The sequence below is a fragment of the Streptomyces sp. 8N114 genome (genome assembly GCF_052245835.1).
Taxonomy (GTDB): Bacteria; Actinomycetota; Actinomycetes; order Streptomycetales; family Streptomycetaceae; genus Streptomyces.
This window is the reverse complement of sequence record NZ_JBQQBT010000017.1, coordinates 54615-75629: the sequence shown is the minus strand read 5'-3', so window position 1 is coordinate 75629 and position 21015 is coordinate 54615. Positions and strand designations below refer to the sequence as shown.

The following is a 21015-nucleotide window of genomic DNA, read 5'->3' as shown; positions in this document are numbered from 1 at the left end:
GGCCGGGCGCCTGCGTGTGTCAGCCGCGCGACGGCAACGAGGACGCCCGTACGACGAGCTCGGGCTGGAGGACGATGCGCTGGTGTTCGTGGCGGTCCGCGTCCTCGCCGGTCTCCTCGATCAGCAGGTCGGCCGCCGCCCGGCCCATGCGGTAGGCGGGCTGGCGTACGGAGGTGAGGGGGACGGCCGCCGCGGCGGCGAACTCGATGTCGTCGTAGCCCACCAGGGCCACTTCCTCCGGGACGGCGACGCCCGCCCCGTACAGCGCCTGCAGCACGCCGAGGGCCATCAGATCGTTGGCGCAGAAGACGGCTGTGGGGCGCGGTGACATGCCCAGCAGCCGGGCGCCCGCGTCGCGGCCGGCCGCCACGTCCATCCGGGCACCCTCGATGTGCCGCAGCTGGGCGCCGGTGCCGAAGGCGCGCAGGACCTGGGTGCCGCCGGTGTGCCGGTCGCGGCACTGGCTCAGATGCATCGGTCCGCTGACGTAGGCGATGTCCCGGTGGCCGTTTTCGAGCAGATGGCGCACGGCGAGCCCGGCGCCCTCGATGTCGTCGACGGAGACCGAACACCCTTCCGCGCTGGGCACCACGCGGTCCACGGAGACGAACGGGATGCCGTGCCGTTGGAAGGCGGTGAGGTTGTCCCCCGTCGTCTCCGTGGGGGTGATCAGGACGCCGCGGACGCGCTGTTCGGCGAAGAGGGCGAGGTAGTCGGCCTCCTCGCCGGGGCTCTGCGCGCTGTTGCAGAGCATCACGCCCAGCCCCGCGGCCCGCGCCGCCCGCTCGGCGCCCGTGGCGACGTCGACGAAGAACGGGTTGGCCATGTCGAGAACCAGCAGGGCGATGATGCGGCTGCGCCCGGCGCGCAGCTGCCGGGCGGACTCGCTGCGCACATAGCCGAGCCGTTCGATGGCGGACTGCACCCTCACGCGGGTCTCCTCGGCCACCATGGCGGGCCGGTTGATGACGTTGGAGACCGTGCCGACGGAGACCCCGGCTGCGCGGGCGACCTCCTTGATTCCGACCGTCCGGCTCACCTGTGCGCTCCGGTGGCTTCCGGTCGCCCGCGCCGCTTCCGCCGCACCTGTCCAGCCCCTCCCTGCCGGCCCGCCCGGCCCCGTCAGAAGTCGACGTCCCGGTTCGGGGTGACGCCGCACAGGCCCAAGTTTCGCAGAGGCCCGGATTCTCTCAGCAGCCGGAAGCTGCTCAGAAGTCGAAGTCGTCGATGTTCTTGCTGGTGAACACCGTGGGAGGACCGAGGACGACTTCGCCGTCCTTGCCGACCGTGTACTCCCCGAGCTTCCCCGCCTTGAACTTCTCGCCCTCCTTGCCGGTGATCTGCCCGGAGGAGAGGGCCGCGGCGGCGTAGGCGCCCAGGTAGCCGAGCTTGGAGGCGTCCCACAGGGAGAACTGCTCGATGGTGCCGTCCTTGATGTACTTGCGCATCTGGTTGGGCGTGCCCAGTCCGCCGAGGGTGACCTTGCCCTTGTACTTGGAGCCACTGACGTAGCGGGCCGCAGCGGCCAGTCCGACCGTGGTGGGCGAGATGATGCCCTTCAGGTCCGGGTACGCCTTGAGCAGTCCCTGGGTCTCCTGGAAGGACTTCTGGTCGACGTCGTCGCCGTACGCCGTCTTGACGAGCTTCATGTCCTTGTACTTGGGCTTCTTCAGCTCGTCCTTCATGATCTTGATCCAGGCGTTCTGGTTGGTGGCGTTCTGGGTCGCCGAGAGGATCGCGATGTCGCCCTTGTAGTCGAGCTGTTCGGCCATGTCCTTGACCAGGCCGCGGCCGATGTCCTCGGAGCCCGCCTGGTTGATGAACAGGTGGCGGCAGTCCTTGCCCGCGTCGGAGTCGTAGGTGACGATTTTGACGTCCTGCTTCATGGCCGCCTTGAGGGGCCCGCACACCGCGTTGGGGTCGTTGGCGGCGAGCAGGATGGCGTCCTGACGCTGCTGGGTCAGAGTGTTGATGTAGCTGACCTGAGAGGACGCCTTGGCGTCGGAGGGGCCCACCTCTTTGCCCTTGCCGCCGAACTCCTTGGCGGCTTTGATGCCGCCCTTGTCGACGACGGTCATATAGGGGTTGTTGATCTGCTTGGGCAGGAAGGCGAGCTTGAGGCCCTTCTTCAGTGGCGCGTCCGGGTCGGCCTTGGCGTTCTGTGCCTTCTCCTTCGCGTCGTCCTTGGCGTCGCTCTTCGTCGTACCGGAACAGCCCGCGAGGGTGACGCTCAGGGCGCAGGCCGCCGCGGTGACGGCGAGGGCGCGGGAGGAACGGTGATGCGGTCGCATGGACATGGCCTTTCGGGAGGGTGCGGGGGACCTGCGATTCAGCTGCCGAGGCCGGTGGGTGACCGCCGGGGGCGCACCCGTCGCTGCCGCTGCGTCAAGGGGTCTCGCCGACCGCTGTGCGGCGGTGTTTGCGGGCAGTGAGCAGCGAGATCACTCTGGGGGTGAGCACCGAGACGATCAACAGCACGCCGGTGACGATCACTTGGATCTCGTGGGAGACGTCGTTGAGGGTCAGGAGGTTGTTGAGCACGCCGATGAGCAGTACCCCCGCCACCGCGCCGCCGAGCGTTCCCTTGCCGCCGTCGAAGTCGATACCGCCCAGCAGCACGGCGGCGACGACGGTCAGTTCCAGGCCCAGTCCGTTGTCGGCGCGTGCGCTGCCGTAGCGCAGGGTGTAGACGATCCCGGCGAAGGACGCCACGAAACCGCTGACGGCGAAGAGAATCAGCTTGAGGCGTTTGACCCGGACCCCGGCGAAGTAGGCGGCGTCCTCCTGCGCGCCGACGGCGAACAGTGCACGGCCGAAACCGGTGCAGTGCAGCACGACGGCGGCGGCGACGGCCAGCACGGCGAAGAGCGCCAACGGATACGGCACGAACGTGCCCGGCACGGTCTCGGTGTTGCTCGCCCAGTGGGCGTAGGTCTCGGGGAAGTCGGCGACGGCCTTGTTGCCCAGCACCACGGAGGCCAGCCCTCGGTAGAGGGTGAGGGTGCCGATGGTGACGGCGAGCGAGGGCAGTCCGACCCGGGTGACGAGCCAGCCGTTGAGCAGTCCGCCGAGCAGCCCGACCACCAGACAGACCGGAACCAGCGTCTCGAAGGTCCACCCCGCATCCCACAGTGCCCCCGCCAGGGCGCTGGAGAGGCCGAGCATGGAGGCGACGGACAGGTCGACCTGGCCCGCGACCACCAGAAGGGTCATCGGCAGCGCCAGCAGGGCGATCTCCGCGGTGTCGTTGAGGGCCGCCGCCAGGTTCGCCGTGTCGGAGAAGCCCTCGGTGGTGCCGGTGCCCACCAGGAAGGCGGCGACCAGCAGGGCACCGACAGCCGCGTCCCAGCGCAGGAAGCGGCTCAGGCCACGGCCGGCCTCACCTCGGTCCTCGGCAGGCGGTGTGGGCGTGTCCGCCGGCGCGGCTGGTGGTGCGTTCACTGCCTTCTCCTCTTCCTGAGCGCACGGGTGCTGCGGCTGCGTACGACCCGGTCGGTGCTGATGGCGGCGAGCAGCAGCGCACCGGTGATGGCCTGCTCCCAGAAGGAGCTGACTTTCAGCACGACCAGGGCGCTGCCGATGGTGGTCAGCAGCAGCGCGCCCAGCGCGGCGCCCCACACGGTGCCCACTCCCCCGGTGATGGCCACGCCGCCGACGACGACCGCGCTGACGACGGTCAGCTCCCAGCCGTTGGCCGCGTCGGCGACGACGGTGCCGAAGCGGGCCAGCCACAGCGCACCGGCGAACCCGGCGACGGCACCGGAGAAGGCGTACGCGGTGAGCACCCGGCGGCGGATGGGGATGCCCGCCAGACGCGCTGCCTCCGGGTTGGAACCGATGGCGTACAGCTCCCTGCCGCTGCGGTAGGTGCGCAGGAAGTAGCCCGTCGCGGCGAGCACCAGCGCGGAGATGAGCGGCAGATAGGGGACGCCGAGGACGCTGCCGCTGCCCAGGGTGAGGATGTCGTCGGGCACGGTGGCCGCGTTGATCTGCTCCCCGTGCGCCCAGGCGTGGTCGACGCCCTGGATGACGTACAGCATGCCGAGAGTGACGACCAGCGCGGGCACCCTGCCGAAGCTGACGAGGGCACCGCTGACGAGCCCGCAGGCGGCGCCCAGGGCGATGCCGAGCAGGACGAGGGTCAGCGGCCCGTGGTCGGTACCGGAGACGAACGAGCCGCAGGCGAACGCGGTCAGCCCGACGACGGAGCCGACGGACAGGTCGATGTTGCGGGTGAGGACGACGACGGACTGTCCGGTGGCGAGCAGCACGAGGATGGAGGAGTTGAGCAGCAGATCCTTGATGCCCTGGTCGTCGAGGAAGGAGGGGTTGACCAGCCAGGTGACGAGGATCAGCAGGACGAGGGCGCCGCCGATGCTGTACTCGCGGACCCGCAGCACGGTTTCGGCCGTGGAGCGGCCGGTGCGCTCCGGCTCGGTGCGGGTGGCGGCGGGGGGCGGCAGGGTGGTGCTCACGCGGCGCCTCCTTCCGGCCCTTGCGGCGTTCCCGATGTCTGCGGTGCTGCCGCTCCTACCGGGCCTTCTGGTCCTGCCGGTCGGGTGCGTCCGGTGGCCGCCGCCATCACGCTCTCCTCGTCGGCGCGGTCGCGGGGTATCTCGGTGACGAGGCGGCCCTCGTGCATGACGAGGACCCGGTCGGCCATGCCGAGGACTTCGGGCAGGTCGGAGGAGATCATCAGGATGGCGAGCCCTTCGGCGGCCAGTGAGGTCAGCAGGCGGTGCACCTCGGCCTTGGTGCCGACGTCGATGCCGCGGGTGGGTTCGTCGACGATGAGCACCGCCGGCTCGGTGGCCAGCCACTTGGCGAGGACGACCTTCTGCTGGTTGCCGCCGGAGAGCACGCTCACGGAGTCGGAGAGGCGGTCGTACTTCAGCCGCAGCTTCAGCCCCCAGTCCCCCGCGCGGGCCCGCTCAGCGGCACGGCGGACGAGTCCGCCCCGGCCGAGGCTGCCGAGACCGGTGAGACCGATGTTGCGCTCGATGGAGGCTTCCATGACCAGCCCGCGTTGTCTGCGGTCCTCCGGTACGAGGGCGACTCCGGCGCTCATGGCGGCGGTGGGTGAGCCCGTGCGGAGCACCTTCCCGGCGACCCGGACCTCGCCCGCGTCGGGGCGGTCGACGCCGAAGACGGCCTGGGCGACCTCGCTCCGACCCGCGCCCACCAGTCCGGCCAGCGCGACGATCTCCCCTTTGTGCACCTCGAAGGAGATGTCGCGGAAGACGCCTTCGCGGGTGAGCCGGTGCACGGTGAGCGCCACCTCATCGACGCGGGTCTCCTGCTTGGGATAGAGCTCCCCCAGGTCGCGGCCGACCATCCGGCGGACGAGTTCGTCCTCCGTCAGGCCGGCCAGGGGTTCGGAGGCGACGAGCCGGCCGTCGCGCAGAGTGGTGACGCACTGGCACAGTTCGAAGATCTCGCCGAGCCGGTGGGAGATGAACAGCACGGCCGCGCCCTCGGCACGTAGGGCCTCGACGACGGAGAAGAGCCGCGCCGTCTCGCTCCCGGTGAGCGCCGCTGTCGGCTCGTCCATGATCAGTACCCGTGCGTCGAAGGAGAGCGCTTTGGCGATCTCGACGATCTGCTGGTCGGCGATGGACAGTCCGCGTGCGGCCCGGTCCGGGTGCAGGTCGACGCCGAGCCGCTCCATCAGCGCCGCGGTGGCCTCCCGGACGGCGGCATGGTCGATCCGGCCCAGAGAGCGACGGGGCTGACGGCCCATGAAGATGTTCTCGGCAATGGACAGGTCGCCGAAGAGCGTCGGTTCCTGGTAGATGACCGCGATGCCGGCGTCACGCGCGTCGGCGGGACCGTGGAAGGCGGCCGGGGAACCGTCGAGCAGCACGGTGCCGCTGTCGGGGGCGTGCACACCGGCGAGGATCTTGATCAGCGTGGACTTGCCCGCGCCGTTCTCTCCCGCGAGGGCGTGTGCCTCCCCGGCGTACAGCTCGAGATGCACGCCGCGCAGCGCACGCACACTGCCGAAGGACTTGTTCACCCCCTTCAGCGCGAGAACCGGCGCCTGGTCGGCGCCGGCCGGTGCGGTCCTGCTCATGCTTCTCCTCCGGTGCGCAGCAAGGCAACTGACGGTGAGTCAACGACGGTCATGCAGAAGTGAAATGATTCAAGGCGTCAGGGAACAATGGACGGGAAGCTAGCCCCAACCCACAGCCGGGTCAAGAGGGTGAGAGGCAGCTAAATCCCAGCAAGGGCGAGGGTATTGACCGCCTCTGAAGAACGCCTCTACGTTCCCCCAAGCCGGTACTGAATCGTTTTTAGTCGTACGGCTTCCAGGAGGCGCACGTGATCAGCAGACGCCAGATCCTCGCCACAGCCACCGTCACAGCCGCCGTTTCAGGCACTGTGCAAGCGCTGCCCGAGCTGACGCCGCCAGCTTTCGCGAACACCGACCGGCACGACGGCGAGGGGCTGCACATCGGAAGCACCACTACCGAGTACGCCGACCAGCCCCTCGGGCTGGACACTCCTCGCCCCCGGCTGAGCTGGACCCTCCACTCCCGTACCCGCGGCCAGCGGCAGACCGCCTACCGGATCCGCGTCGCCACCTCCGCCGCCGGGCTGCGTTCCCCCGACGTATGGGACAGCGGCAAACAGAAGTCGGGCCGGTCGGTGCTGGTGTCCTACGACGGCCCGGCGCTCCGTCCCCGGACGCGCTACCACTGGTCGGTCCGCGTATGGGACAAGGACGGCCGGCCTTCCGCGTGGAGCGAACCGACCTGGTGGGAGACCGGGCTCGGCCCACAGGCGGACTGGCACGCCGACTGGATCACCGCACCTCCCGCGTTGGTGGCACCGCCGTCCGTCGAGGACGCAGCCTGGGTGTGGTTCCCGGAGGCAGGCGGTACCGGACGGGCGCCGGCGGCCACCCGCTGGTTCCGCGGCACGTTCGAGGTCTCGGGAAAGGTCGGCAAGGCCGAACTCGTCATGGCCGCCGACGACGGCTTCACCGCGTGGGTCAACGGCGACCGGGCGACGGATCGAGAGGCGGTGGGCGTGCAGAAGTCCTGGAGCCGGCCGGCACGCGCCGATGTCACCGAGCTGGTGCGCGCAGGCCGCAACGTGCTGGCCGTCTCCGCGCGCAACGCTGCGGCGGGCGCCGCGGGGCTGCTCGCCGTCCTGGAGGTGACCACGGACGCGGGCACCTCCCGCTTCACCACCGATGCCACGGGGTGGCGTGCCACAGCGGATGAACCGGAGGGCGACGACTGGCGCGGCCCGGGGTACGACGACAGCGGCTGGCGGCAGGCGCAGAAGGTCGCGGACTGGGGCGCGGATCCATGGGGCAAGGTGCTCCCCCAGCAGAGCCCCGCACTGCTACGGCGCTCGTTCCGGCTGCCGAGTGGCCCGGTGGCACGCGCACGGCTGTACGCGAGCGCGCTCGGCCTGTACGAGGCACGGTTCAACGGAGAGCGGGTCGGACACGACCAGCTCACCCCGGGCTGGACCGACTACCGCAAGCGTGTCGCCTACCAGGCGTACGACGTGACCGACATGGTGCGCGACGGCAACAACGCGCTGGCCGTCACCCTGGCGCCCGGCTGGTACGCCGGCCACGTCGCCTGGTTCGGGCAGCAGCAGTACGGCGAGCACCCGGCGCTGCTCGCCCTGCTGGAGGTCACCTACCAGGACGGTCGCACCGAGCGGGTGGCCAGCGACGGCTCGTGGCGCTCCGCCGCGGGGCCGCTGCTGACGGCTGATCTGCTGCTGGGCGAGGAGTACGACGCACGCAAGGAGGCGGAGGGCTGGGACCGGCAAGGTTTCGACGACACGGCCTGGCAGCCCGCCGGAGCGATGGCGGGGAAGACCCCTGAGGTGGTCGCCATGACCGACGCGCCGACCCGGGTGATGAAGGAGATCGAGCCGGTCGACGTCAAGGAGATACGACCCGGAGTCCACCTCTTCGACCTCGGCCGGAACATGGTGGGTTCGGTCCGGCTGAAGGTCGCCGGGCAGGCCGGCGAGCGTGTCACCCTGCGCCACGTCGAGGTCCTGGACCAGGACGGCGCGCTCTACACCGAGAATCTGCGTACCGCGCGCCCGGTCGACACCTACACCCTCAAGGGCACCGGCCGCACGGAGACGTACGAGCCGCGCTTCACCTTCCACGGCTTCCGCTACGTCGAGGTCTCCGGCTATCCGGGCACCCCGGGCAAGGACGCCGTCACGGGGCGCGTCATGCACACCTCCGCGCCGTTCACGATGGAGTTCTCCAGCGACTCGGAAATGCTCAACCAGCTGCACCGCAACATCACCTGGGGCCAGCGCGGCAACTTCCTGTCCATACCCACGGACACTCCCGCACGGGACGAGCGGCTCGGCTGGACCGGTGACATCAACGTCTTCGCACCCACCGCCGCCTACGTGATGGAAGCGGCACGGTTCCTCACCAAGTGGCTGCAGGACCTGCGCGACGGTCAGCCGGCGGAGGGGAACGAGAAGGGCGCCTTCCCCGATGTGGCCCCGTTCTTGGGGACCGTCGGCAAGGGCGTCGCCGGGTGGGGCGATGCCGGGGTGACCGTGCCCTGGAATCTGCACCGCGCATACGGGGACGAGCGGGTGCTGGAGGAGAACTGGCAGGCGATGCGTGCCTGGATCGACTACCTGGAGGCGCACAGCGAAGGGCTGCTGCGCCCTGCGGAGGGCTACGGAGACTGGCTCAACGTCGACGACGAGACCCCCAAGGACGTCATCGGCACGGCCTGCTTCGCGGATGTCACCGATCTGGTGGCCCGTACAGCGCGACTGCTGGGCAAGGACGCGGCACCGTACGAGGAGCTGTCCAAGCGCATCCGCAGCGCCTTCAACGCCGCCTATGTGGACGGCAACGGGCGCATCAAGGGAGACACCCAGACCGGGTACGTACTGGCGCTGTCCATGGATCTGCTGCCGACGGCCGCGCTGCGGCGTGCGGCAGCCGACCGGCTGGTGGAGCTGATCGACGCCCGGGGCGGCCATCTCTCAACCGGTTTCCTGGGCACTCCGCGGCTGCTGCCCGCGCTCACCGGCGCCGGGCACACGGAGGTGGCGTACCGGCTGCTGGAGCAGCGGACGTTCCCCTCCTGGGGCTATCAGATCGACCGGGGCTCCACGACGATGTGGGAGCGGTGGGACTCGATCAAACCGGACGGCAGCTTTCAGGACGTGGGGATGAACTCCTTCAACCACTACGCCTACGGTTCCGTCGGACAGTGGATGTACGAGAACATCACCGGGATCTCGCCCAAGGAGCCGGGCTTCCGCGCCATCACCGTCAGGCCGCGGCCGGGCGGCAGTCTGCGGAGTGCCTCGGCACGGTTCGGTTCCCTGTACGGCACCGTCGCCACGCACTGGACGCGTGCGGAGGACGGCAAGTTCACGCTGGATGTGACGGTGCCGGTGAACACCACCGCTCAAGTGTGGGTGCCTGCACGGCAGCGGGAGCAGGTCACACAGGAGGGCGCGAAGTTCCAGCGCATCGAGGACGGCTGCGCCGTCTTCCTCACCGGCTCGGGGAAGTACCGCTTCGTCTGCCGCACCTGAGGCTTGCCCGCGCCGCAGGGGGACGCGCCCCGTACGGCGCAGGCCGCAACTCCCCTGCTTGCACGGACCCTTGACGGCCATTGGAGGGCGGTCTAGTTTCGGTCCGGCCAATGCTCTGAATCGTTTCATGGGCGCGCTTTCATGAGCGCTCCGCCCGTTCCCGCGTCCACTCAAGGAGCCGTATGCCTGAGCAGAACCTCGCGCTCGTGAAATCCGCGCTGAGCGAGCAGCGGATCGAGACGCCGTCATGGGCGTACGGGAACTCCGGTACGCGCTTCAAGGTGTTCGCACAGGCCGGGGTCCCGCGTACGGTCCACGAGAAGCTGGACGACGCGGCACGGGTGCACCAGCACACCGGGGTGGCACCCCAGGTTGCCCTGCACATTCCCTGGGACCACACGGACGACTACGCCGCGCTCGCCGACCACGCCCGGGAACGCGGGCTGCAGCTGGGTGCCATCAACGCGAACGTCTTCCAGGAGGACGAGTACAAGCTCGGCTCGGTCACCAACCCGGACCCCGCGGTACGGCGCAAGGCACTGGACCATCTGATGGAGTGCGTCGACATCATGGACGCCACGGGTTCGCGCGACCTGAAGCTGTGGTTCTCCGACGGACTCAACTACCCGGGCCAGGACGACCTGCGGGCCCGTCAGGGGCGGCTGGCGGAGGCGCTGTGTGCCGTCTACGAGCGGCTGGGGCCCGAACAGCGACTGGTGCTGGAGTACAAGCTGTTCGAGCCGGCCTTCTACGCGACGGACGTGCCCGACTGGGGCACCTCCTACGCGCACTGCCTCAAGCTCGGCCCCAAGGCGCAGGTCTGCGTGGACACCGGCCACCACGCCCCGGGCACCAACATCGAGTTCATCGTCGCCTCCCTGCTGAACGAGGGGAAGCTGGGCGCGTTCGACTTCAACTCACGCTTCTACGCGGACGACGACCTGATGGCGGGCGCCGCCGACCCCTTCCAGCTGTTCCGCATCATGTACGAGGTGCGCGCCGGTGGCGGCCTGCCCGGCACACCGGAGAGCGCCGAGAGCGACCCTGGGATCGCCTTCATGCTCGACCAGTGCCACAACATCGAACCCAAGATCCCTGCCATCATCCGCTCGGTGATGAACGTCCAGGAGGCCACCGCCAAGGCTCTCCTGGTGGACCGGGAGGCCCTGCGCGAGGCGCAGCGGTCCGGTGATGTGCTGGGCGCCAACGCCATCCTGATGGACGCCTACAACACCGATGTCCGGCCGCTGCTGGCCGACGTACGGGAAAAGCTGGGCGCCGACCGCGACCCGGTTGCGGCCTACGCGGCCTCCGGCTGGGCGGAGGCCATCGAGCGCGACCGGGTGGGCGGCCGGCAGGCAGGATGGGGAGCGTGAGGCACCCCGCGGCTGCCCGGGGCGCGTTCGCCGCCGTCGACCTGGGCGCGTCCAGCGGCCGGGTCATGCTCGGCCGGGCACAGGACGGCAAGCTGGCGCTGGAGGAGGTGCACCGGTTCGCCAACCGGCCGGTGCGGGTGCTCGGCACCCTGCACTGGGACGTGCTGGGGCTCTACGCGGGCGTGCTGGACGGGCTGCGTGCCGCAGGCGCTGCGGCGGGCAACGGCCCGGAGGAGCCGGCCTCCGTGGGCATCGACTCCTGGGGCGTCGACTACGGGCTGCTGGACGCGGACGGCGCCCTGCTCGGCAATCCCGTGCACTACCGCGACGCACGCACCCAGGACATGCCGACCGAGGTCGGGAAAGTACTGCCCGCCGATGAGCTGTACGCGCACACCGGTATCCAGCGGATGCCCATCAACACGCTGTACCAGCTGGCCGCCGCCCACGGCAGCCGCCAGTTCCAGGCAGCCCACCAGTTGCTGCTCGTCCCCGACCTGATCTCGTACTGGCTGACCGGGCAGCGCGGCACCGAGCTGACCATCGCCTCCACCACGCAGCTGATCGACCCGCGTACCCACAGCTGGTCGGAGCCGGTGCTGGACGCGCTCGGGCTTGAACCGAGCCTCTTCCCCCCGCTGCGCTCCCCCGGGGACCCGGCCGGGCAGCTGCTGCCCGGCGTGCTCGCCGAGACGGGACTGACGGGGCCGGTACCCGTCACGGCAGTGGGCGCGCACGACACGGCGTCCGCCGTCGCGGGAGTGCCCGCACAGGGCGGCAGGTTCGCGTACATCGCCACCGGCACATGGTCGCTGGCCGGGGTCGAGCTTGCCTCCCCGGTGCTCACCGAGGAGAGCCGGGCGGCGAACTTCACCCACGAGCTGGGTGTGGACGGCACCGTGCGCTATCTGCGCAACATCATGGGGTTGTGGCTGCTCCAGGAGTGCCTGCGCGCATGGGAGGCGGAGGGCACACCGCAAGAGCTGGACACCCTGCTGGAGTCGGCAGCCCGGGTACCGGGGCTGCGTTCGGTCGTGGACGCGGGTGGTGCGGAGTTCCTGGAGCCCGGGCAGATGCCCCGGCGGATCGCCGAGGCGTGTCGCCGCAGCGGCCAGCCCGTGCCGCGCGACCCTGCCGAGACCGCACGCTGCGTCCTGGACTCCCTCGCCCTCGCGCACCGGGAAGCCGTCTTCGACGCCCGGCGGCTGTCCGGGCAGGAGGTGGAGACAGTGCACATCGTCGGCGGAGGAGCGCGCAACGCACTGCTGTGCCAGCTGACCGCCGACGCCTGCGGGCTGCCGGTCGTCGCCGGACCCGTGGAGGCCGCGGCATACGGGAACGTGCTGGTCCAGGCGCGTACGGCCGGAGCGGTGACCGGTCCGCTCTCCGCGCTACGAGACCTGGTGCGCAGCAGTGTGCGGCTGCGACAGTATGCACCGACGGCTGATCACTCGTCGTGGGAGCAGGCCGCTGCGCGCGTCCGTACGGACGCGCCCCGGGACGGCAGGCAGCGCGAGGACGGAAGGGAGGCATCGTGCGCGTAGCGCTCTTCGTCACGTGCATCAACGACGCGCTCTATCCGCGCACGGGGCGGGCCGTGGTGACGCTGCTGGAGAGACTCGGGGTGCAGGTCGATTTCCCCGAGGCCCAGTCGTGCTGCGGCCAGCCGCAGTTCAACACCGGCTACCGGCACGCCACCGAGCCTCTGGTGCACCGTTACGCCGCGGCGTTCGAGGGCTACGACCACATCGTCGTCCCCTCCGGCTCCTGCGCGGCCATGGTGCGGGAGAACTATCCGCGCATCGGCGCGAAGGCGGCAGCCGAGGGGCGGGGCGGAGTGCTGTCCGCGGTGGCCGAGCGGACTGTGCCGCGCACCTACGAGCTGACGGAGTTCCTGGTCGACGTCCTGGGGGTCACCGATGTCGGCGCCTACTTTCCGCACACCGTCACCTACCACCCGACCTGCCACGGGCTGCGCATACTCGGCTTGGGCGACCGGCCGCGCATGCTGCTGGAAGAGGTGAAGGGGCTCGAACTGCGCGAGCTGGAGGGCGCCGAGGAGTGCTGCGGTTTCGGTGGCACTTTCGCCGTCAAGAACGCAGCCGTCTCCTCCGCCATGGGCGCCGACAAGGCCCGTCACATCGAGGAGAGCGGCGCGGAGTCGGTGTGCACGGTGGACAACTCCTGTCTGATGCACATCGGCGGCACGCTCTCCAGGGCGGGCTCGCGGGTGCGCCCCGTACATCTGGCGGAGATCCTGGCGAGCACGGAGGAGTCACCGCTGTGAGCGTCACCTACCTGGGCATGCCGCCGTTCCCGCAAGCCGCCGCGGTCTCCACCAGGGACGAGCGGCTGCGCGGCAATCTGCGGCACGCCACGCACACCATCCGGGACAAGCGGGCCGGTGCGGTGGCCGAGCTGGCGGACTGGTCCGCACTGCGGACAGCAGGGGCACAGATCAAGGACCGCACCCTGCGCCATCTCGACCACTATCTGGAGCAGTTGGAGGCGTCGGTCACCGCCGCGGGCGGCACCGTGCACTGGGCGGCCGACGCGCGCGAGGCCAACGAGATCATCACGCGGCTCGTGCGGGAGACGGGTGAACGGGAGGTCGTCAAGGTCAAGTCGATGGCCACGCAGGAGATCGGTCTCAACGAGGCGCTGGGACAGGCCGGGATCTCGGCGTACGAGACCGATCTGGCGGAGCTGATCGTGCAGCTGGGTGACGATCACCCCTCGCACATCCTCGTTCCCGCCATTCACCGCAACCGCGGGGAGATCCGGGATATTTTCCGGGACCGGATGGGCCGCTGGGGGCGCCCGGCGCCGGAAGGGCTCTCGGACCGTCCCGCCGAACTGGCGGAGGCCGCACGGCTGCACCTGCGGGAGAAGTTCCTGAACGCCAAAGTGGGGATCTCCGGCGCGAACTTCATGGTCGCCGAGAGCGGCACCCTGGTGGTCGTCGAGTCCGAGGGCAACGGCCGGATGTGTCTGACGCTGCCCGAGACGCTGATCTCGGTGGTCGGCATCGAGAAGGTCGTCCCCACCTGGCGGGACCTGGAGGTCTTTCTGCAACTGCTGCCGCGCTCCTCCACTGCCGAGCGGATGAACCCGTACACCTCCACGTGGACGGGTACCACGGACGGGGACGGCCCGCGTGACTTCCATCTGGTGCTGCTCGACAACGGGCGCAGCGACACCCTGGCAGACCGGGTGGGCCGGCAGACGCTGCGCTGCATCCGCTGCTCGGCCTGTCTCAATGTGTGCCCGGTCTACGAGCGCGCGGGCGGGCATGCCTACGGTTCGCCCTATCCGGGGCCGATCGGCGCGATCCTCACTCCGCAACTCGACAGCATGGAGACCGGGCTGGACGCCTCCCTGCCGTACGCGTCGTCGCTGTGCGGTGCCTGCTACGAGGTGTGTCCCGTGGCCATCGACATTCCCGAGGTGCTGGTGCACCTAAGGGAGCGTGTCGTTCAGGGCGGCACGGTGACGGTGCGCGGGCAGCGTACGACTGTGCGGCCCGCCAAGGGACACGCGGCCGAGCGTGCCGCCATGCGGGCGGCCTCCTGGACGCTCGACCATCCGCGCGCCCTGCGTACCGGGGAGCGGCTGGCCGCCCGGACGCGGCGCCTGGTGCCGCGCAGGCTGCCGGGGCCGGGCCGCGCATGGACGGACACCCGGGATGTGCCGCAAGTGCCGGCGGAGTCCTTCCGCGACTGGTGGCGGCGCACCCGCGGGCCCTCCGCCGGCGCCCCGGCGAGCAACAGCAACCTCGGCACGGGCGGCACCGGGCAGCAGGAGGGCACTCGATGAGCGGCCGCGAGACCGTGCTCGGCCGGGTCCGCCGCGCCTTGGCCGATGTGCCCCGCGGCGAGCGGCCCGAGCGAACTCCGGTCGTACGCGACTATCTGCGGGTGCACGGCCGACGCTCCGCGCAGGAGACGGCACGGCTGCTCGCCGCCCATCTGACGGACTACCGGGCGCACGTGCACCACTGCACCCCGGAGGGCCTGCCGGAGACGATCGCGGGTCTGCTGGCGCAGCGGGACTCGCCCAGCGTGGTGACACCTGCCGGAGTGCCCGGGGAGTGGCTGCCCGACGGGGTCGAGCAGGTGCGGGACTCAGCGGCGCTGACCCCGCTCGGCCTCGACGCGGTGGGGAGCGTGGTGACGGGATGCGCGGTCGCCGTGGCCGAGACGGGCACCCTCGTGCTGGACGCGTCCGAGGACCAGGGGCGGCGCCGCATCACCCTTGTTCCGGATCACCACATCTGTGTGGTGCGGGTGCCGGAGCAGGTCGTCGACTCAGTACCGCAGGCTCTCGAACGGCTGGATCCGGCCCGGCCGCAGACGTGGATCTCCGGCCCCTCCGCCACCAGTGACATCGAACTCGACCGCGTCGAGGGCGTGCACGGGCCGCGCACACTCGATGTGGTGCTGGTCGCAGAAGAGGGCTGGGCCGACTCGGACGCAGCCGCGGAGGACACGGCGGCCGGACGGACCGGGGCGGCCGGGGCGGCGGCCGGAGACCGACCGCCGGCGAGCCCGACCGCCGGGCGCCGCCGGTAACGTCGCGCCGGCGGACGGGCTCGCGGCCTCCCAGCGCATCAGCAGACCGGTGCGGCGAGCGGTGCGGCCTCGCGCCGCGCCGACTCCCGTTCCTCGTCGCGGATCCGGGCGTGCTGGCGGGCCAGCTCCTCCCACAGCAGGCTGACCGGATGGTCGGGATCGAGGTTCTCCGGATCGCTCCGGCGGAAGGCACCGACGAGCACCCGCTGGCTCGTTCCCATGTCCTCCGCCAGCGGCAGGGTGCGCAGTCCCTGCGCCTCGGGGAGCCTTCCTTCGGCTATCGCCTCGCCGATGCCCTGGGTGACGAGCATGCTGCCGTACAGCACACGGGAGCTGAGGAGTTCGAAGCCGTAGTGGGCCGAGTCGATCTCGGCGGCTATCCGCATCCGGCGGCGGTACTCAGGACCGAACCAGCCGCGCAGCACACTGGGGATCAGCCCGTCGCCGGACACGACCAGCGGCAGTCTGGGCAGACATCGCACGCCCACCGCCCTGCTGCCCTGTCTGCTGTCCGGCGCCAAATCGCTGTCCGGCTGGTTGGTGACCAGGCAGAAGCCGCCGCGCCGCCACTCCATGACCTCGTAGCCGGCGAGCCGGACGTCCTGCTCGGCCGCTTCCGTCGTCTCGGCGGCCCCCGCAGACGCCGAGACGAGGATGCTGCCGCACACCAGGTCCAGTTCATGGCAGCGGAGCTTCTCCAGCAGCGCTCCGCTCCGGACGTGCGCCATGGTCAGCTCCACCCCCTCCCGGGTGAACCGGTCGTTGACCTGCTCGACCGCGTTCAGGAGGTAACCGAGTGTGTAGCGGGTCGAGCCGACGCGCAGGCTACGGCCGCGCCGTCTGCGGGCGGTGTCCAGCCCTTCGCGCCAGCCGTCGAGCGTTCCCCGCGCCAGCCGGGCGAGTTCCTCGCCGGTGCGGGTGAACTGCACCCGCTCGCCACGGCCGCGCTTGCGCAACAGCGGCTCTCCGCAGTGTTCACCCAGTTTGCGATTCATGGTGTCGAGCTGTTTCTGGATGCTGGACTGTTCCCGGCCGAGTCGCCGGGCAGCGCCCAGCGCGGTGCCCTCCTCGTAGACGGCGAGCAGGGTTCGGAGTTGGTCCATCGTTGTGTCGAGCAACCCGGGCGGGTAGTCGGACGTGCTTGGCAGGGGCATATGTGCTGTTCACTCTCCTTGTTCAGGTGCGGGCAGGGCCAAGCAGCCTAACTTCCCTGTCCTGTCCAGAAGTTCATGTGCACTGTTCTTCACATTCCTTTTCGGAACCAGTGGTTCGACCGGGTGTTCCCGTGCAAGGGTCGAGCTGTTCGACTTCCCCTATGCAACTTTTGCAAGGAGTTTCCGTTCGTGAACCACCCACAGACCGCCCCCCACAGCGGTATGCCCTCCCCCGTCGGCATGCCGACCGGCTACCCGGGCACCGGCCACCGGGCAGCCGGGCCGGTCAGGAGACCGGGCCTCGTGGTCGCCATGCTGGCCGTCACCGTGCTGTCCGCTCTCTCCGGAGCTCTCAGCGCGCTGGTCGTGTACATCGGCGGCAAGGACCTGGCCGACGAGAACGTCCGCAACGCGGTGGACAGCGACCCGACAGCGGTCGGGCTGTCCGCGGGAACGGATTCGGCCGACATCAAGCAGCTGTCGGGCACCATGTGGGACAGCGTCGTGACCGAGTGGCAGAGCACCATGTCGGCACGCGCCACGATCGCCATGGTGTTCGCCGTCGCTGTACTGCTGCTCGCACTGGGTGCGCGCAAGGGCGCCGTATGGGCGCGGGTGTTGCTGACCATCGTCGTCCTGCTGTCGGCCGCCTTCCCGCACGCCCTCGTCCTGCGGGACGCCGCCCCGACCGGGCTGTACTCGGCGAGCCTCGGCGCCATCCTCCTGGGACTGGTCGCGGTGGTGCTGGCCTGGCTGCCTCCGGTGGGGCGCTACAAGAAGGCACTCCAGGGCCGCTGACGCCTGTACGCCCTACGCCTCAACGCCGGTGCCGCCGCCCCCGCCACAGGCGGGAGTTCGCTGAGCGCGCAGCGGCTACGCCCCCGGCGTAACGCCATGGAGCCACGCCGGGGGCCCGGCATACGGTCGCGCCATGGAACCCCAGACAGTGCGGCCGTTTCTGCATGTGATCCCGTTTCCTGTCGGCCAGGCGTACCTGTGGCGGGACGGTGACGCTCTCACACTCGTCGACACCGGCCCGCCCGGCAGCACGGACGCGGTGGAGGACGCCATCCGGCGCAGCGGGGCCGAGCCGACGGCGCTGCGCCGTATCGTGCTCACCCACTTCCATCCCGACCACGCGGGCTCGGCCGCCGAGCTGGCCACGCGACACGGGGCGGAGGTGGTGGCGCACCGCGCGGACGCGCCCATAGTCCGTGGCGAAGCGCCCTCCCCGCCGCCGGACATGGCCGGCGCACCGGAGTGGGAGCGTGCCCTCTTCGATCAGGTGCACGCCCCGTTGGGCATCACAGCAGACGCTCCGAAGCTGTCGCTCGCTCCGCCCTGCCGGGTGGACCTCGAGGTGGACGAGGGCGACGTGCTGGACTTCGGCGGCGGAGCCACCGTGCTGTCCGTTCCGGGGCATACGGAGGGCAGCATCGCGCTGTTGCTGCCCGATCAGCGCACGCTGTTCACCGGCGACACGGTCGCCCAGGTGGAGGACAGTCCAGCGCCGGGCGTCTTCAACCAGGACAGGGGGCGCACCGTGGCCGCGTTCCGGCGGCTGTGCGCGCTGAGCGCGAGGGAGAAGGTGGAGACCGTCTGCTTCGGGCACGGTGCACCGCTGACCACCGGTGGCGGTGAAACACTCGCGCGGACCGCTGCAACATACAGCTAGTCTGGTCGCCGCACGGCACCCGGAGCGAGGTGTTCCGTGTGTCCACCGCGCAGCAGGTCCGGGAGGCCCCTATGAACCAGCCCTCATCCCGCCAGGTCGCCTCGATCGAGGGGGTTGTCGTCCGGCGCGTGACCTCGGACCAGCTCATCCTCGACGGGATCGACTGGTCGGTGCGGGCCGGTGAGCACTGGGCACTGCTGGGGGCCAACGGCGCCGGAAAGACCACCCTGCTGAAGCTGCTCGGCGCCGTCATGCATCCCACCGCCGGCAGCGTGGAGGTGCTGGGCAACAGGCTCGGCAGGGTGGACGTGCGCGAGCTGCGCGCACACATCGGCCATGTGTCCACCGCGCAGCGCGTGCCCCAGGACGCGACTGCGCACACCGTGGTGTTGACGGGCGCCACCGGCACCGTGCAGCCGCTGTGGCGCAAGTACGACGACGAGACCCGCCGGCTGGCGAGCGACCTGCTGTCGGAGCTGGAGTGCAAAGAGCTGGCCGACCGGCCCTTCGGGGTCTGCTCGGGGGGCCAGCGGGCCCGTATCCTCATCGCCCGGGCCCTGATGCCCGCACCGTCACTGCTGCTGCTGGACGAGCCCTTCAACGCGCTCGACCTGCCCTCCCGCGAGGACCTGATCGACGCGCTACGCCGACTGGCAGCGGACCGCCCGTCCCTGGCGACCGTGACTGTCACCCACCACTTGGAGGAGCTGCCTCCCACCACCAGCCACGCGCTGCTGCTACGCGAGGGCAGGATCGCCGCGTGCGGTCCCGTCTCCGAGGTGCTGACCGGGGAGCTGATGACCCGGTGCTTCGGCCGCCCCATCGAGGTCACCCGCCAGGACGGCCGCTGGCTGGCCCGCTCCGGCCGGAGGGCGTGACCCCGGGTTCTTCTCCCGGCCTGCCCTAGGGCTTTCGAGGTAGACCGGGTCGGTCCCGCGCCCGTTACCGGGAGCCGTGGCCGGTCGTAGCGTCCCCGGTATGGACCCAGCAACGAGGAACGCAGGCCGCGGCGACACCACCGGGACGCTGGACGAGGCACTGGAGCGCCTGCACACCAGCGGCCCGGAGCGCGAGGGCTGGCTCAGCAACCACGCGCCCATGGCCGTCGAGGCGCTGGTTCGGCACGGGCAGGCCCCTGCCGTACACCGCTGGATCGACGCCTACCGGGACAAGCTCGAGGACATGCCAGGGCAGGACTCGCCTGTGTCCGAGTCGAACTGGCGCGAGGCTCTGGGCGATCCGCGGCGCCTCGCGGACTGGATCCGCTACTTCGCCCACCAGGTCGAGGAGCACCCCTGGCAGGAGGTGCTCGCCCTCTGGTGGCCGCGGCTGCTGCCGGGCATCTCCGCAGGCGCCACCCACCCGGTGATCCGTACGGGGCACGCCGTGCGGGCCCTGCTCGCGGACGGCGGCGGGACCGCGCCGCGCCGTGCGGAGCTGGCACACGCGCTCGGGTACTGGGCGGCCCGGCACAGCGCGCTGCCCCGGATCGAACACCTGCCCGCGGAGGCGTCCGCGGAAGCGGGCTACGACGCCGTGCCGCTGATCGCCGACCAGAGCGGCGGAATCCGCGAGCGGCTCGCCCGCATCACGGCACTGCCCCAGAGGCCGCACCCTGCGGGACGTACCGGCCAGGACAGTGCTGACGGGCCCGGCAGCACGGATCCCGACAGCGCCCGCGCCGACCTCGAGGAGATCGTGCGCGCGGCCACCCACCGGTACGCCACCCACGCACACGGCGCGCCGGTCATGCTGGTGCACGCGGCGACCGCGCCCAACGCCGTGCTGCGTATCCTGCCTGCTCTTCCGCGCACCCTGTGGGCCGCCGGCGTGGATGCCGCCTGGGCCGCGAGCTCGGCTGTCATGGCCGTGTACGCGCCCGCGCAGGGCGCGCCCGTCCCCTCCGCCCTCTCGGTCGCACCGGAGGAAGCCTTCGCCCGTGCGGCTGTCCACGGGAACGAGCACGCCATCAAGTTCGCGGACACCGCACTGGATGTGGCAGCCCTCGCCGACGACGAGGACCCGCTCGCCGTGACGGCGGTGCTGCGCGCGACGGAGCTGATCGAGCCGGGGACCTGAACGGGACCCCGGAGGGCGGCGCGGCAGCCGTCACACGGGCGCGGCAGCCGTCACGCGCGGGCCTTGGCCCAGAGGGCGGCCGCGGGGCTCAGAGAGCGGCCTGGAAGGCGTCGTAGGAGCGCTGGTCGAACAGGACGAGACGCAGCTCGGCGAAGCCCTCGCCCTCCTCCCGCAGCGTACGTACCGCGATGCGCGCGGCGTCGTCGAGCGGCCAGCGGTAGACGCCTGTCGAGATGGCGGGGAACGCGACAGTGCGGGCACCGAGTTCGCGTGCCACTCGGAGCGACTCGCGGTGGCAGGAGGCCAGCAACTCCGAGCGGTCCTCCTCCTGGCTCCACACCGGGCCAACCGTATGGATGACCCAGCGCGCCGGCAGCCGTCCCGCTGTGGTGGCGACGGCCTTTCCGGTGGGGAGGCCGCTCCCGTAGTGCGAGGCGCGCAGCTTGCGGCATTCGGCGAGGATGTCCGGGCCGCCCTTGCGGTGGATGGCGCCGTCCACCCCGCCCCCGCCCAGCAGCGAGGAGTTGGCGGCGTTGACCACGGCGTCGACGTCCTGTTCGGTGATGTCGCCCTGCACCAGGGTGATGTTCGTCGGCATGACC

General features: G+C 70.7%; 16 protein-coding genes and 1 pseudogene. 10 read left to right on the top strand and 7 right to left on the bottom strand.

The window, feature by feature from the left end; genetic code table 11:
- Window positions 1-19 precede the first annotated feature (19 nt).
- The 5 genes from ACTWQF_RS27340 to ACTWQF_RS27320 form a co-directional block, all read right to left on the bottom strand.
- Window positions 20-1039, bottom strand: a complete 1020-nt coding sequence (locus ACTWQF_RS27340) for a LacI family DNA-binding transcriptional regulator (protein ID WP_443282353.1) — start codon at window positions 1037-1039, stop codon at window positions 20-22.
- A gap of 169 nt (window positions 1040-1208) precedes the next feature.
- Window positions 1209-2291 carry a rhamnose ABC transporter substrate-binding protein gene (rhaS, locus tag ACTWQF_RS27335; RefSeq protein WP_443282419.1) on the bottom strand — a complete coding sequence of 361 codons (1083 nt, stop codon included), beginning with the start codon at window positions 2289-2291 and terminating at the stop codon, window positions 1209-1211.
- Between the two features lie 94 nt (window positions 2292-2385).
- Entirely contained in the window at window positions 2386-3366 is a 981-nt protein-coding gene (locus tag ACTWQF_RS27330; RefSeq protein ID WP_443282418.1) for an ABC transporter permease, read from the bottom strand.
- A 71-nt stretch (window positions 3367-3437) separates the two neighbouring features.
- Complete coding sequence (locus tag ACTWQF_RS27325; protein WP_443282352.1) at window positions 3438-4475, bottom strand: ABC transporter permease; 1038 nt, start codon at window positions 4473-4475, stop codon at window positions 3438-3440.
- A complete protein-coding gene (locus ACTWQF_RS27320) occupies window positions 4472-6073 on the bottom strand; it encodes a sugar ABC transporter ATP-binding protein (protein WP_443282351.1) in 1602 nt (533 codons plus the stop codon). Before ACTWQF_RS27320 ends, ACTWQF_RS27325 begins: the two co-directional genes overlap by 4 nt.
- Window positions 6074-6321: 248 nt before the next feature.
- Between ACTWQF_RS27320 and ACTWQF_RS27315 the strand changes: the two genes are divergently transcribed.
- From ACTWQF_RS27315 to ACTWQF_RS27290, 6 genes and pseudogenes are all read left to right on the top strand, one after another.
- Entirely contained in the window at window positions 6322-9558 is a 3237-nt protein-coding gene (locus tag ACTWQF_RS27315) for a family 78 glycoside hydrolase catalytic domain (RefSeq protein ID WP_443282350.1), read from the top strand.
- Window positions 9559-9740: 182 nt separating this feature from the next.
- Entirely contained in the window at window positions 9741-10934 is a 1194-nt protein-coding gene (gene rhaI / locus ACTWQF_RS27310) for an L-rhamnose isomerase (RefSeq protein ID WP_443282349.1), read from the top strand.
- Complete coding sequence (locus ACTWQF_RS27305; protein ID WP_443282348.1) at window positions 10922-12478, top strand: rhamnulokinase; 1557 nt, start codon at window positions 10922-10924, stop codon at window positions 12476-12478. Before rhaI ends, ACTWQF_RS27305 begins: the two co-directional genes overlap by 13 nt.
- Window positions 12469-13221 (top strand): (Fe-S)-binding protein, encoded by a 753-nt coding sequence (locus ACTWQF_RS27300; RefSeq protein ID WP_443282347.1) that lies wholly within the window; start codon window positions 12469-12471, stop codon window positions 13219-13221. Before ACTWQF_RS27305 ends, ACTWQF_RS27300 begins: the two co-directional genes overlap by 10 nt.
- Complete coding sequence (locus tag ACTWQF_RS27295) at window positions 13218-14750, top strand: lactate utilization protein B (protein ID WP_443282346.1); 1533 nt, start codon at window positions 13218-13220, stop codon at window positions 14748-14750. The genes ACTWQF_RS27300 and ACTWQF_RS27295 overlap by 4 nt, the downstream gene beginning before the upstream one ends.
- Window positions 14747-15382: pseudogene (locus ACTWQF_RS27290) on the top strand (LutC/YkgG family protein); the annotation flags it as partial. The gene ACTWQF_RS27295 and the pseudogene ACTWQF_RS27290, both read left to right, overlap by 4 nt.
- A gap of 161 nt (window positions 15383-15543) precedes the next feature.
- Here ACTWQF_RS27290 and ACTWQF_RS27285 read toward each other — a convergent pair.
- Window positions 15544-16659, bottom strand: coding sequence for a LysR family transcriptional regulator (locus ACTWQF_RS27285; protein ID WP_443282345.1), 1116 nt, complete (start codon window positions 16657-16659; stop codon window positions 15544-15546).
- A gap of 189 nt (window positions 16660-16848) precedes the next feature.
- Between ACTWQF_RS27285 and ACTWQF_RS27280 the strand changes: the two genes are divergently transcribed.
- From ACTWQF_RS27280 to ACTWQF_RS27265, 4 genes are all read left to right on the top strand, one after another.
- The gene (locus ACTWQF_RS27280; protein WP_443282344.1) at window positions 16849-17457 is read left to right on the top strand and encodes a hypothetical protein; all 609 of its coding nucleotides are present in this window, start codon (window positions 16849-16851) and stop codon (window positions 17455-17457) included.
- 133 nt (window positions 17458-17590) lie between these two features.
- Complete coding sequence (locus ACTWQF_RS27275; RefSeq protein ID WP_443282343.1) at window positions 17591-18334, top strand: MBL fold metallo-hydrolase; 744 nt, start codon at window positions 17591-17593, stop codon at window positions 18332-18334.
- 71 nt (window positions 18335-18405) lie between these two features.
- Window positions 18406-19212: an ABC transporter ATP-binding protein gene (locus tag ACTWQF_RS27270; RefSeq protein WP_443282342.1), complete on the top strand. Its 807-nt coding sequence runs from the start codon at window positions 18406-18408 to the stop codon at window positions 19210-19212.
- Window positions 19213-19312: 100 nt separating this feature from the next.
- Window positions 19313-20413, top strand: coding sequence for a questin oxidase family protein (locus ACTWQF_RS27265; RefSeq protein ID WP_443282341.1), 1101 nt, complete (start codon window positions 19313-19315; stop codon window positions 20411-20413).
- A gap of 88 nt (window positions 20414-20501) precedes the next feature.
- Here ACTWQF_RS27265 and ACTWQF_RS27260 read toward each other — a convergent pair whose 3' ends face one another.
- Complete coding sequence (locus tag ACTWQF_RS27260) at window positions 20502-21011, bottom strand: O-acetyl-ADP-ribose deacetylase (RefSeq protein ID WP_443282340.1); 510 nt, start codon at window positions 21009-21011, stop codon at window positions 20502-20504.
- Window positions 21012-21015: the final 4 nt, after the last annotated feature.